The sequence below is a fragment of the Alkaliphilus metalliredigens QYMF genome (assembly GCF_000016985.1).
GTDB classification, from domain to species: Bacteria; Bacillota; Clostridia; order Peptostreptococcales; family Natronincolaceae; genus Alkaliphilus_A; species Alkaliphilus_A metalliredigens.
Genome location: NC_009633.1, coordinates 2,967,698 through 2,982,025 on the forward strand (window position 1 = coordinate 2,967,698; position 14,328 = coordinate 2,982,025).

The 14,328-nt window shown below is 36.8% G+C and carries 9 protein-coding genes; all 9 read right to left on the minus strand.

Annotation, left to right across the window (positions count from 1 at the left end):
• Nucleotides 1-2 precede the first annotated feature (2 nt).
• The 9 genes from AMET_RS14515 to AMET_RS14555 all read right to left on the minus strand — a co-directional run bounded on the left by AMET_RS14515 (nt 3) and on the right by AMET_RS14555 (nt 14,133).
• Nucleotides 3-2,486, minus strand: coding sequence for a glycogen/starch/alpha-glucan phosphorylase (locus AMET_RS14515; protein ID WP_012064063.1), 2,484 nt, complete (start codon nt 2,484-2,486; stop codon nt 3-5).
• Nucleotides 2,487-2,516: 30 nt separating this feature from the next.
• Nucleotides 2,517-3,944: a glycogen synthase GlgA gene (gene glgA / locus AMET_RS14520; protein WP_012064064.1), complete on the minus strand. Its 1,428-nt coding sequence runs from the start codon at nt 3,942-3,944 to the stop codon at nt 2,517-2,519.
• 12 nt (nt 3,945-3,956) lie between these two features.
• Complete coding sequence (gene glgD / locus AMET_RS14525) at nt 3,957-5,072, minus strand: glucose-1-phosphate adenylyltransferase subunit GlgD (protein WP_012064065.1); 1,116 nt, start codon at nt 5,070-5,072, stop codon at nt 3,957-3,959.
• 37 nt (nt 5,073-5,109) lie between these two features.
• Complete coding sequence (locus tag AMET_RS14530; protein WP_012064066.1) at nt 5,110-6,225, minus strand: glucose-1-phosphate adenylyltransferase; 1,116 nt, start codon at nt 6,223-6,225, stop codon at nt 5,110-5,112.
• 10 nt (nt 6,226-6,235) lie between these two features.
• Entirely contained in the window at nt 6,236-8,131 is a 1,896-nt protein-coding gene (glgB, locus tag AMET_RS14535) for a 1,4-alpha-glucan branching protein GlgB (protein WP_012064067.1), read from the minus strand.
• A gap of 550 nt (nt 8,132-8,681) precedes the next feature.
• A complete protein-coding gene (locus tag AMET_RS14540) occupies nt 8,682-9,122 on the minus strand; it encodes a GNAT family N-acetyltransferase (protein WP_012064068.1) in 441 nt (146 codons plus the stop codon).
• Nucleotides 9,123-9,661: 539 nt separating this feature from the next.
• On the minus strand, nt 9,662-11,032 hold the full coding sequence (locus AMET_RS14545) for a L,D-transpeptidase family protein (RefSeq protein ID WP_198135347.1): 1,371 nt from the start codon (nt 11,030-11,032) through the stop codon (nt 9,662-9,664).
• Between the two features lie 232 nt (nt 11,033-11,264).
• Complete coding sequence (locus AMET_RS14550) at nt 11,265-12,566, minus strand: DEAD/DEAH box helicase (protein ID WP_012064070.1); 1,302 nt, start codon at nt 12,564-12,566, stop codon at nt 11,265-11,267.
• Nucleotides 12,567-13,158: 592 nt separating this feature from the next.
• Nucleotides 13,159-14,133 carry a D-2-hydroxyacid dehydrogenase gene (locus AMET_RS14555; protein WP_012064071.1) on the minus strand — a complete coding sequence of 325 codons (975 nt, stop codon included), beginning with the start codon at nt 14,131-14,133 and terminating at the stop codon, nt 13,159-13,161.
• Nucleotides 14,134-14,328 lie beyond the last annotated feature (195 nt).

The following is a 14,328-nucleotide window of genomic DNA, read 5'->3' on the forward strand; positions in this document are numbered from 1 at the left end:
ACTTACATTTTCTGTTCAAAATTATGTTTTGGTAAATGCCAAATTTTTTCACTATATTCCTCAATGGTTCGATCACTTGAAAAATAACCGCCATTAGCTATGTTAATAATGGACTTTTCCCACCAAGCGCTTTTATTTCCATAGGTTTTATCAATCAAACCATGGGCATCACAATAGGGTTGAAAATCCTTCAATAAATAGTAGGTGTCTCCCCTACTGCCATCCCCATAAAGTAAATCCTGATAGATTTCATTGAAAAGGTGGGATTCCTCTTGATTGAAAAATCCTTCTAGTAATTGATCTAAAATTTGCTTTAAGTTGGGGTTGCCTTCGTATAGCTTATAGGGATGATAATTCCCCTGTCGCCAGTACTCATCTACTTGATCGATGGTAAGTCCAAAAATGAATATATTATCGTCTCCTACTAACTCACTCATTTCAACATTTGCGCCATCTAATGTTCCGATTGTCAGGGCTCCATTTAGCATGAACTTCATGTTTCCAGTTCCTGAAGCCTCTTTACCAGCAGTGGAAATTTGCTCACTGACATCAGTGGCAGGAATGATCTTCTCCGCTAAAGAAACACAGTAGTTCTCAAGAAAGACCACCTTCAACTTGTCTTGGATGCTGGTATCGTGATTGACTTTTTCGGCAACAGAGTGGATAAGCTTAATAATGAGCTTGGCGCGATGATAGCCAGGGGCTGCCTTTCCAGAAAAAATAAAAGTTCTGGGGTGCATTTCTAAATCAGGGTTTTCTTTCAAGCGATTATAGAGATGCATAATGTGTAACACATTTAATAGTTGCCTTTTATATTCATGCAGTCTTTTAACGTGAACGTCAAAAATACTACTGGTATCAACCTTAATGCCTAATTGACTCATGATATCATGGGCTAATGCCTCTTTATTAATGAGTCTGGTTTTCGCTAAGGCTTCCTGGAAGCCCTTGTCCTTAGCGAAACTTTCTAGTTCTTTTAATCTAGAAGCATCCTTAATCCATTCATCTCCTATGGAGGAGGTAATGAGCTTGGATAAGCCAGGATTGGCTTTTAATAAAAATCTTCTATGGGTAACACCATTGGTAATACTTTTAAACTTCTCTGGATAAATATCATAAAAGTCATTGAAAACAGTTTCTTTTAATATTTCCGAGTGAAGCTTGGCAACACCATTTAAAGAGAATGATCCAACAATACAAAGTTTGGCCATATGAATTTCGTGATATGAAATGATGGCCATTTCTGTGATTTTATCCCATTGTTCTGGATACCGCTCCCATAAAACCTTGCAAAAACGCTCATTAATTTCATGAATGATTTCATAGACCCTTGGCAGTAACTCCTTAAACATGTCCACCTTCCATTTTTCCAATGCTTCAGGTAAAATGGTATGATTGGTATAGGCAAAGATTTTGCTGGTGATACTCCACGCTTCTGTCCATCCTAATCCTTCATCGTCCATTAGTATTCTCATTAGCTCTGGTATGGCTAAACCAGGATGTGTATCATTGATGTGTATCACGACTTTATCCGGTAATTCTCGTACATCATTCCCATTTTTCTTGTATTTTCTAATGATACTTTGTATGCTTGCGGAAACAAAAAAGTACTGCTGCTTTAATCTTAAGGATTTACCCTCTACATGATTGTCATCTGGATAGAGTATCTTTGAGATCACCTCTGCCAGTTCCTTTTCCTCAATGGCGTCCATATATTGACCTCTTCCAAAGAGACCCATATTCAAATGCTTTGTGGATCGTGCTCCCCATAATCTCAGGGTATTGGTGACTCCGGAGTTATAGCCTACCACAGGCATATCATAGGGAATCGCCTTAATCCGATAACAATTTTTTTGTTCAACAATTAACCGTCCATCTACCATTTTCTTTTCTAGCTCTCCACCAAAGTTTACAATTTCTGGCTCTTCAGGCTTGGCCACCTCCCATATGTTTCCATGCTCTAGCCATGAATCTGGTAACTCAATTTGATAGCCATCTGCAATTTTTTGTTTAAACAGACCATACTCAAAACGAATTCCATTACCGTGTCCAACATAGCCTAGGGTTGCTAGGGAATCTAAAAAGCAGGCTGCTAATCTTCCCAATCCACCATTGCCTAATCCAGGATCAGGCTCTATATCTTGTAACTCCTTCAGCTCTATCCCTAATTCACTACAGGCGGTGGTAACGTCCTCTTGAAGCATCAAATTCATAATAAAATTGTCAAAAAATCTTCCCATCAAAAACTCCATGGATAAATAATAAAGCTCTTTTCCATCGGTTTTATTGACCTTTTCCTTTGAATATGCCCATTGCTGCATGATTCGGTCCCTTAAAACAGAAGCCGTTGCTCTGTACATCTGCTCCTTAGAGGCATCCTCTAAATTTCGTCCAAAAATCGTCCCTAGTTTTAAAGCAATTTCTAGTTTCATTGCTTCAACTTTTTCTCTGTTTGTGCTTTCTGAATCATTATTTTTATCCTTCAAGTAAAAAGCCTCCTTTTTCCCATAAAACCTTTACCCTAAAGATCGGTAAAGCTTTAAATAGGTCTTCGCTGATTCTTCCCAGCCAACTTTAGTATTCATGGCATTTCTCACAACTTTATTGAATTTCCTTTTATCTGGATACAAGCGTATTGCTTCTTTAATGGTATTGAACATGTCATGAGCATTGTAATTTGTAAAAGTAAAGCCATTTCCTTCTTTAGAGACCTCATCATAGTATTGAATTGTATCCTTTAATCCTCCAGTTTCCCGCACAATGGGGACGGTTCCATATCGTAGGGCAATCAATTGTCCTAATCCACATGGTTCAAACAGTGAAGGCATTAAGAAAAAATCACTGCCTCCATAAATTTGTTGAGCCAAAACTTCATCAAAAAACAGATTAGTAGAAATCCTTTCAGGATACTTGATTGCAGCCTGTCGAAATATTTCTTCATATTGATGGTCTCCTGTACCCAGTACCACCAGTTGTATCTCTTCCTCCATTAGCTTCTCTAACTGATTGGCGACTAAATCTAATCCTTTTTGTTCCACCAATCGGGTCACCATTCCGATCATGGGTATTTTTGCATCAACAGCTAAATTCAACCTTTCTTGTAGCCCCAATTTATTGTCTTTCTTATTTCTCAGATTTTCAGAGCTAAAATTTTTGAAAAGGTGTATATCTGTTTGGGGATTATAAACACTATCATCAATTCCATTTGTAACTCCTTGCAATTGCTTCTTTTTACGGGATAATACTCCCTCTAGACCCTCACCGAAAAATGGATCCTGTATCTCCTGTGCATAGGTAGGACTCACGGTTGTAATATAATCAGAAAAGTTTAGTCCACCCTTCATATAATTTACATTTCCATGATACTCCACGCCACCCTCATTAAAATGTTGCTGAGAGCCATTAAATAGATCTCCAAGCACTTCCTGTGGAAAGACTCCTTGGTATTTTAAGTTGTGTATGGTAAAAACCGTTTTAATGTTTTTATAAAAACCATGATGTTGATACTGTGTTTTTAGCAAATAACTAATCATGGCGGTTTGCCAATCATGACAATGAATAATATCGGGCTTGCAGTCTATATGAGGTAAAATCTCTAGGACACTTCTGCTAAAAAAGGCAAATCGCTCTCCATCATCATTGTGTCCATAAAAACCCTCTCGATTAAAGTAGTATTGATTATCAACAAAATAGAAGTGAATGTCTTTATAGGATAATATTTCGATTCCACAAAATTGATTACGCCATCCAACAGGTACTGTCATACTCTTGATCCACTTCATTTTCATTTTTAAATCTTGTGGAATTTCTTGATATTTGGGCAAAATTACACTTACATCGACCCCTAGCTTCTTTAAATAAAAGGGCAAAGAACCGATGACATCACCCAGCCCCCCCGATTTAGAAAAGGGCGTTGCTTCTGATGCAGCAAACATTACTCTCATTTGTTTTCCTCCTTATAGAACCGTTTTCTTACTCACCACAAAAGGATATCCTTCATCACCCTTCAAGACTTTACCCTCTGTAACAACTACATCCTTATCTAAAATAACATGCTCTAGCTGGCATCCCTCATGAATGACGTTTTTCTGCATTAAAATACTATTTTTTACAGTGACATTTTTCCCGACTTTGACACCTCTAAAAAGAATACTATTGATGACTTCTCCTTCAATAATACAGCCATTGGCCACTAATGAATTGCTTACTTTGGCGGTTTTGTTGTATTTTGAAGGTGCTTCATCCTTGACCTTTGTATTGATTAGCCCCTCTTTAAAAAATAATTGTTTCCATATCTCAGGCTTTAATAGGTTCATATTGTGCTTATAGTAATTGTTAATAGAATCAATATTGGCTACATATCCATCATAGGGCATTCCATACATATTGTATTTTTTTGTATTTTTAATTAATCCATCTTTTACGAAATCATTTAAACCCTTTGAATGACATTCCCTTATGATTTCCATAAAAAGCTCTTTTTTCATGAAGGCAACGCCCATATCCTTAAAGGAATTGTTACCAATCAACTTATTGACAGACATATCTACAATTTTACTCTTCTCATCCATAATCATAGATACATATTTAATAGAGCTATCCCACTCTTTTTTTCTTTGGTATAGGATAACGATATCTGCTCCACTTTTTTCATAAGCCTCTTTAATTTTTGAGTAATCCATATTATAAATGCTATTACTATTACTAATTAGCACATACTGTTGCGTACTTCTCTCTAAATAATCCATATGATTATAAAAGTGGTCAATATCTCCTAAGCGATTGCCAAAACGCTCATAGCTAAATGTAGGTGGTAAAATAAACAACCCACCTCTTTTATTAAATAAATCCCATGCCTTACCTGAATCCACATGATCTAGTAAGGAGCGATTGTTGCTTTGTGTAAAGATTCCGACGTTTTTGATTCCTCCGTTGGCCATGTTAGATAAAACAAAATCAACTACACGATACCGGCCTCCAAAGGGAACAGCTGCTGTGGAACGATGTGAAACAAGATCTCTTAAATCACGCTTTATCTTAATATCATTGACAATTCCCATGACATCCTTCATATTTTTCAGCTCCTTTTATACATCCTATTTCCACAGTCTAAGTGGCTACAACAGTGATATCGTTCTTTTTGTTATCTCCAATTATTTCTTTCTTTTGAATAATAGCCTTTTCTGCTATGATGGACTTCTCAATTTTAGCGTGATCCCCAATGATGGCATTTGCCATAATCACTGAATCTTTTACCACTGCACCTTTTCCTATGTATACACCTGGAAAAATAACAGAATGGCTAACCTCACCAAATATTTGACAGCCTTCATTTAATAGAGACTCCGTCACCTTTGCTGACGGTCCTATATATTGCGGTGGTTGACTAGGATTAACCGAATAAATAATCCAATTTCTTTCGTGTAAATCTAAGCTGGCATCATCTTCTATTAAATCCATATTGGCTTCCCAATAGCTTTCAACTGTTCCAACGTCCTTCCAGTATCCTTGAAATCCATAAGCAAATAGTTTTTCCCCTTCATTTAGCATTTTTGGGATAATATTTTTACCGAAGTCAAGACTAGAATCCGGGTTCTGATCTTCCTCTATCAGATGTTTTTTTAGTTTCTTCCAATTAAATATATAGACACCCATAGAAGCTAAATCACTTTTCGCATTCTCTGGCTTCTCTTGAAATTCAATAATCCGTTCTTCTTCATCGGTATTCATAATACCAAATCGATAGGTTTCTTCTGAAGGAACCCGGATAACGGCAATGGTGGCATCGGCTTGTTTTTCTTTATGATGCTTGAGCATGGCAGAATAATCCATTTTGTAAATATGGTCCCCAGACAACACCAGTAAATACTCAGGCTCATAGTGTTCAACAAAGTCAAGGTTTTGGTAAACGGCATCAGCTGTTCCCCTATACCAGTTGCCCCCATTCTCTTTCACATAGGGTGGAAGCACCATTACCCCTCCACTTTTTTTGTCTAAATCCCAGTGGCTACCAATGCCGATGTAGGAGTTTAATACTAAGGGTTCATACTGGGTCAATACCCCTACTGTGTCAATCCCTGAATTAGAACAATTACTAAGGGTAAAATCAATAATTCTATATTTCCCTCCAAAGGGTAACGCTGGTTTGGCTATATTTTTGGTGAGCATTCCTAATCTCGTTCCTTGTCCCCCTGCTAGAATCATGGCAATACATTCTTTTTTCAAAATATCCCTCCTACTCTTCGTCTTTTTCTTGTCTTATATAAAGCACCCCTAGAGGGGGTATAGATGTTTCAATAGAATATGACTGGTTATGCCATTTTACTTTTTCAGCTTTCATTACCCTAGGGTTTTTTACTCCCGATCCACCATATTCAGTGGAATCACTATTAAACACTTCTTTATAATTACCTTTGAAGGGGACGCCAACTCGATATTGCTCCCGTGGTATCGTAGTGAAATTACAAATAATAATTGTAAAATCATCTGCCCTTCTTCGCATAAATGTAATCATACTCTGCTGATAATCATTGGGATCAATCCACTGAAATCCTTCCACTTGATAGTCATTTTGCCATAGGGACGCTTCTTCCTTGTAAAAGTGGATAAGGTCCTTCATGTACTGATGCAACTTTCTGTGCATTTCATGGTCCAATAACATCCAATCTAGGGCTTTGTTATGATTCCATTCAATAAACTGTCCAAATTCGCCCCCCATGAAAAGTAATTTCTTCCCTGGATGTGCCATGAGATAACCATAATAACATCGTAGATTAGCGAACTTTTCCCAATAGTTACCGGACATTTTCTCCAGTAGTGATTTTTTTTCATGGACCACTTCATCATGGGATAAGGGTAAAATGAAATTTTCTGTATAGGTGTACATTAGGGAAAATGTTAACAGGTTATGGGACCATTTCCTATGGATGGGATCTAACTCCATATACTTTAACGTGTCGTTCATCCATCCCATATTCCATTTATAATTAAACCCTAATCCACCTACATGGATAGGTGCGGTTACCATTGGCCACTGAGTAGATTCCTCTGCTATCATAAAGTGATTGGGAAAGTACTGAAAAACTGCCTTATTTAACTGTTTCAAAAAGTCTACTGCCTCTAGGTTTTCATTACCGCCATATTGATTAGCCGTCCAATCCCCATGTTCTCTTCCGTAATCTAGATAGAGCATGTTGGCAACTGCATCCACCCGCAACCCATCAATATGATACATCTCCATCCAGAAGCAGGCGTTGGATATGAGAAAGCTCTTGACCTCAGGTTTTCCTAAGTCAAAGTTGACAGTTCCCCACTCTTTGTTAATGGCTCGATTGGCATCCTGGTATTCATAAACATTTCCCCCATCAAATTGGCGGAGGCCATGGGCATCGGCACAGAAATGGCCTGGCACCCAATCTAAAATGACCCCAATTCCCTTTTGGTGAAGATAATCAACAAAATACATAAAGTCCTTGGGGTTTCCATATCTACTTGTGACAGCATAATAGCCTGTAATTTGATATCCCCATGAATCATCTAGGGGATGTTCCATAATCGGCATCACTTCCACATGGGTATACCCCATTTCCACTGCATAATCCCCTAGTTCATGGGCTATTTCCCTGTAGTTACAAAAACTATCATCTGCCTTTCTTCTCCATGAGCCTAAATGAACCTCATAAATCATAACAGGCCTATGTAAAGAGTTTTCTACTACTTTGTTTTGCTGCCATTTCTGATCCTGCCATGGATAGTCTTCTAGTTCACATACAATAGAAGCTGTGTTGGGTCGAGGCTCCGATAAAAACCCATAGGGATCAATTTTCAAATAGAACGCTCCATTGTCACCTAAAATCTCATATTTATAGAGTGTACCTTCTTGTATCCCTCCTATGAAAACAGACCAAAGTTTAGAATCCGGAATTTTTTCCATGGGATGCTGCTGTCCCTGCCAATGGTTAAAATCTCCTGCTACTCTGACTTCCTTGGCATTCGGTACCCATGCGGTAAACCGTGTTCCTTTTTGTCCGCCTTCCACTGTCACATGTGCTCCTAAACTCTTGTAACCATAATAATTAGTTCCTTCATGGAATAAATATACATCCTGCTGAGAAATCATTTTTTTCCCCATTCATCATCATCCCTTTATCCTTAGAAACGTTTATTCTATCTTCATTAACATTAGAATTGATTTCATCGTTCTACAAAAATAACGTGCTGATCTGATTATTTCTTTTTTCCTCAACATCATAGTCTATTAAAGCTATGCCTATAATAGTACACTTTATTAAAGACATTTTTTGCAATTACTTTCAGCTCGTGCGTTATTATGTCCTACCTTTTATAATCATAATCTTACTAACATTGATACCCCAAAATCTTGCCCTATAAACGTTAACAGCCCTGATCCCAATAAATAATCCATCCTTGTTAATAATTAAATATTCTATATATCATTACTGATTTCCTGCCATATCAATCATTTTCTCTAAATTTATAATCAATCTCCACCAATAGTCTTCCTTCATTATCAATATTTGATTGAATTATTGCTCAATTTGTTTGTATTAACCATAAAATGAGCAGGCACTTGATAAAAAAGAAAAGCTCCTCTCCAATATACTGATTGAGGGGAGACACAATATGTGGCGGGATTTTTCCATAAGTTTGTAAGCAATACACTACATATCCTGAATCATTTGTTTATATTCTAGTATAGTGAATCCTTTTCGTAAATACAATTCTTCTGCCGACTTATTGTTTTTTGTTAATTCAAGTCTAAATCGTTTTGCTCTGGGTGAAAATTCTTTTTTTATGAAGTCTAAAACTTCACCTCCCAGCCCCAATCCTCTAAACTTCTCTCTGATGTATATTTCTTCAATAAAAACAACCAAGCCACTTGCCTCGTTAGAATACGTCAAACTAATGAGTACATATCCAGCCGTTTCTTCTCGTTCTTCTACTAAGTAACATTTAATATAGGGTGAACATTCATTTATCTCATTAATAGTATTCATTATATTTTCAGTAGAAATCTTTTTAAGCACTGCCTCAGAGTTGTAAAAATCCTTAACCATTGAAACAAATATATCTTTGTCTTCTCTTCTAAATTCTCTAATCATTTTTATTTCCTCCATAACATTTTTTATCTAATATGCCTTCACTTTATATCTCAGAATAGTTTTGAATTTTGATGGTTCTTCATTACCACTCTCCTTTACTTCATATTATATAACTAATTTTTGATTCACATAACCCGTCCTTACATTATTATACTAATTTTAACCTTAAAAAATCTCTAAACCCTCAAAAGAGAATTTAGAGATTTTGTTCTATCCGCGTACATTTTCTCAGAGATAAGCCTGGGTCTTTGACAGTTGAATAGATGAAAAAAATTTTAAAGATACGAAAAAGTAAAAATATTACTCACTTTTTTGACAATCATTAAAGCTTGAAAACCCTTTATTCCCAAAGTTTTACAGGCTTTTTATATTCATCAAGTGTCAAAGACAGGATTATAATACACGATTTCAAATTTTACAAATACTTTCTTTCATAAATTTGTAAATACAAGTATATTATTCTATTTTTCTTATATACGATTACGTTCTTTAGTCTTACTTTGTCTGACCCTACCTCATCTTCCCTTTCCCAGTTAAATTTATTCTATTACGATAACAGCACCATTAACGCTATCCATCCAGTTATAGAGGAATTCTGCATGACTGGTAAAATTCCGTACACACATATTGGAGCGAGGAAATGTACCAATTGTGTGAAGTGATTCGATTAGTCCAGGATCAACCTGTTCACCGTCCTGTTCTTCATATGCCACTGGAACGCCGTGAATATAAGCCCCACCGGTAAATCTTATGGCAAAGGGCGCATAACCTGCAATATCTTGTGTGCCACTTTCCAGATACTCAAAGCGCTCTCTTTTCTGAATGCTTTTATAACTACCAAGTGTCGTTACAAAGGAGAAATCTCCTGCAATCCCCGTAGTGGCCAGGGTATATGAAACAAGGTTAAGCTCATTTTCATTAAGCTCAAAAGAAGCTTGGTTCTGCTGATCTCTGTCTACTACAATCACATGATTCAGTTGGCTCAGTGTAACCTCTGGATCAATGTACTGCTTAGGCACGTAAAAGTCTCCGTTAAAAGTCGGGACATTTACATGATACAACTCATCAGTCTCATCTAGTATTCGCACCAATATCCCATCTGGTATATACCGAAATTCACTATCTGTATCAGCCTGTTCATATGCAGGCGCACTATGATAAACCCGATACCCATACTCATCAACTGCAGCGTCTCCCTCTTGAGGTGGTACACCGTTTTCATATTTGTAGTTACTGATGAAATGTAACGCTCCCTGGGCTACCTGCTCCCTTAGTTCATTGATCGCATCTTGCATTCTGTCAAATCGGAAGTTCCTAGGAGTCCCTTCTGTGGAGTGAAGATAGCCCTCTTTTATTTCGTTTCCATTTTCGAATGCCACTCGATACCATATAGTTGAATCTTCAAACACTTCACCTTCAAGCCGTTGAAGCAGAGACACCTTATCCAGATTTTCTACCCGAGCAACTACTGTGGCATCAGGAACAGGATTTTCCAGAATTTCAGCGCCACCTTCGTTTGTAATCAGAAAATAATCATAATCCATATCATACTCAAAATACTGGATTGAATCATTGAGCCCTTCAGGTAGACTAGCTTCATATTGCTCCAGTACAGTATTCATCTCCTTGGATCCGATATTTTTTAATAATGCTATTTTCTGTTGCTGACTAAGACAGGATATTCTATTTTTTTCCTCCCGATCTGTGGCTTCAGTAATCCTCAGATCATCTTCAATTTCGAATCCGTTAATATTCTCCTCCACAGCTTCCTGCTCAGACTTTGCTAGCTTATCTTCCCTAGGCTGTTCAACGGAAGGTGTTGGCTGTTGCCTTGAATCGGGCTCCTCTTCCGGAGGCACATCTCTACGATATGCACAGCTTGAGACTGTAACCATTATAATCCCTATCATTACTAGAGTGATCTTCCTATACATATGCATCCCCAACCTTATCTTGTATTATTTGCATATGTATATCTTTCTCTAATCATTTGGCTATTATTCACTCTGTCATTATTGAAACATTACCTTTACAGAGGCTAGACACTAACGTAAATTTAGTCAAAAAAATTGCCACCCCGTTATAAAAATGGGTGGCAAAATGAGTTCAGTGTAAATCTGCAAGATGTATCCTGTTTCATTATCAATTGTCTTTTCTTTTGTTTTTTGTATAATAACGAGATTTACTATTTTTAGCCGCACTTTTTTTTGCAAAACTGGCTTCTTTATTTCTCCTATTATTGGCTGGAGTGGTTTTGGGAGCCGAAGACTTTCGAGTGAATACTTCTTTTGATTCGTTAAGAGTTTCTACTAATGGGAAGGGATGATCCTCCACCACAGGTACTGATTTCGAGATTAGTTTTTGAATTTCCTTTAGTAAGTTCTTTTCTTCTTGAGCACAAAAGGAAATTGCGATTCCCCCAAGACCAGCTCGGCCAGTACGTCCGATTCTATGAACATAGGTTTCAGGAACTTCTGGTAGATCAAAATTAATTACATGGGACAATTCTTCTACATCAATGCCTCGAGCTGCAATGTCTGTTGCAACCAATATCCTTGTTTTTCGTTCTTTAAAGTTATTTAAAGCCAACTGTCTTGCATTTTGAGATTTATTTCCATGAATCGCTTGGGCTTGAAGTCCAGCCTTTTCTAGAGATTTCACTATTTTATCGGCTCCATGTTTTGTTCTTGAAAACACTAATGCAGAAACGATGGCTTTACTTTTTAATAAATGAATCAACAATTGTACCTTATTACTTTTATTCACATAATACACTGCTTGTTCTATGATATCAACCGTAGAAGATACAGGCGTTATTTCTACTTTTACTGGTTCTTTTAATATCTGATCTGCCAGTTTTGCAATTTCTGCAGGCATGGTAGCGGAAAAAAACATAGTTTGTCTCACAGCAGGAATATATTTAATAATTCTTCTTACATCGTGAATCATTCCCATATCAAGCATCATATCTGCTTCATCAAGCACAAAATATTTTATACTATTTAAGCGAACAAATTTCTGATTGATTAAGTCAAGTAGTCTACCTGGAGTTGCCACCAGAATGTCAATTCCTCTATTCAGGGATTTTGTTTGTGGATGCTGGGATACACCACCATAGATCACCAGTGTTCTCAGACCTAAATGTTTCCCATAAGTTTCAAAGCTATCCGCAATTTGAATCGCAAGCTCTCTTGTTGGGGCTAGTATCAATGCTTGTATTTGTCTGCTTCCTTTTAAGTTTCTTTGTTCAGATGAAAGACCTTGTAAAATTGGTATGGCAAATGCTGCTGTCTTTCCAGTACCTGTTTGTGCACATCCTAATAAATCCATTCCTTTAAGTAGAGAGGGAATAGCTTTCTCTTGTATAGGCGTAGCTTCTGTGTATCCTTCAGTTGTTAAAGCCCTCTGAATGGGCTTAATGATATTTAAATTTTCAAATAACAATAGTATTTCTCCTTTTAGTCTTTATTTTAATTAAATATTGTGATTGACAAACTATCTAGTGTTTATTTAGAGATAGAAACAAATAGCTCAAATAAAGAACGCATCAATACATCTTTTTTCTATAAAATTATTATATCCATTTATTTATTTAAGAATCCGATACGTTTTTTTGTTTTTAAAAGCGCTTCGTTATATTGTCTTGTTTAATTAAGTTTTTTATCAGTGGTATCTTATTGTGCATTCACTTTTTTCTTCAATTACTTTTTTCATTGGGTCAGTATCATTCTTTAACTAAAATTCTCCTCCTTAATTTCCCCTAGAGAACCATTCAGGGCAGTTTCTGGTGGTTCAAAATATCTAGGGCACTGCAGTTGTCACTCATTCCGTCACATGGTATGAAACACCTTTGTTTGATAAGGTGTTATTTTGTGACGCTACCATGTACTCGTATCTCACCAATGTAAGGCTACTTGATACAGTATATACTATTAAGTAAGATTTGAAAACAAAGTATGAAAAACTAGGACCATGGAATGCATTTATGACAACAAATTCGCCCTTTTGTCCTGTAGTAAATTTTCTAATCTTACCTCTATGGATTAACGACATTAACAGGATTGTCCTCCATGAACTTTTCTAAGTTACTGATTGCAACATCCATCAAGCGAATTCTCGACTCCCTTGGCGCCCATGATATATGGGGTGTGATAATAATGTTTTTAGCTTGTAACAGCGGGTTATTAGCCTTAATAGGTTCTGATGACACCACATCTACAGCAGCTCCAGCTATCCTACCACTATTTAATGCCTCGGCTAAGTCTTCTTCAACAACTAAAGGTCCCCTAGAGGTATTGATTATCCTTACTTTCTTCTTCATTTTTGCAATGGTATCTTTATTAATGATCCCCTGTGTACTTTCAAACAATGGACAATGTAAGCTAATCACATCTGACTCAGCTAGTAATTCATCTAATCCTACATATTTAAAGGTATCACTTTCCAATGCTTTATTTTGACTTCTGCTATAGGCTACGACATTCATACCAAATGCTTGTGCAATTTTTCCTACCGCTTGACCAATTCTTCCATAACCAATAATGCCCATTGTTTTATCTGCCAGTTCAACCAAGGGGTAGTTCCAGAAGGACCAATCAGGGTTATTGGTCCAACTTCCTTTTTTAACCTCATCACTATGATCCCCGGCATGATGGCACAGCTCTAATAATAGTGCAAATGTCATTTGTGAAACTGCTGTTGTCCCATAGGTTGGTACATTTGTTACTATGACACCCTTTTCCTTGGCTGCCTCTACATCCACAACATTGTACCCCGTGGCCAGGAGTCCTATAAATTTTAAATTAGGCATTTCATTAAGTGCTTCCTTTGTTATGGGAGTCTTATTGGTAAATACAACTTCTGCATCTCCCACTCTTTCAATAATTTTATCCTGTCCACTTAAGTCATAGGATGTACGGTCATATACCGTTAAATCACCCATTTTCTCTAATCCTTCCCAGCTTAAATCGCCTGGATTTAGTGTGTATCCATCAAGTACAACAATTTTCATTATTTTTGCCTCCAATTTTTACTTTTGATTATATATGCTATTATCATAGTATATTTCATGAATTTTGTAAATATTGGCACCATTTCTTATTTATACCCTTTATCCTATGGAGATTCAGTTGAAACACACAATCTATATTTTTATATAAAAGTGACCCCCATTCAAAGGGAGTCCAGTCATTTTCATCTACTAAGA

Excerpts from the sequence above, each read along its gene's own strand:
- glgA (WP_012064064.1), bottom strand. The coding sequence starts at position 3,944 with ATGAGAGTAATGTTTGCTGCATCAGAAGCAACGCCCTTTTCTAAATCG.
- glgD (WP_012064065.1), bottom strand. The coding sequence starts at position 5,072 with ATGAAGGATGTCATGGGAATTGTCAATGATATTAAGATAAAGCGTGAT.
- AMET_RS14545 (WP_198135347.1), bottom strand. The coding sequence starts at position 11,032 with ATGATAGGGATTATAATGGTTACAGTCTCAAGCTGTGCATATCGTAGA.
- AMET_RS14540 (WP_012064068.1), bottom strand. The coding sequence starts at position 9,122 with ATGATTAGAGAATTTAGAAGAGAAGACAAAGATATATTTGTTTCAATG.
- AMET_RS14555 (WP_012064071.1), bottom strand. The coding sequence starts at position 14,133 with ATGAAAATTGTTGTACTTGATGGATACACACTAAATCCAGGCGATTTA.
- glgB (WP_012064067.1), bottom strand. The coding sequence starts at position 8,131 with ATGGGGAAAAAAATGATTTCTCAGCAGGATGTATATTTATTCCATGAA.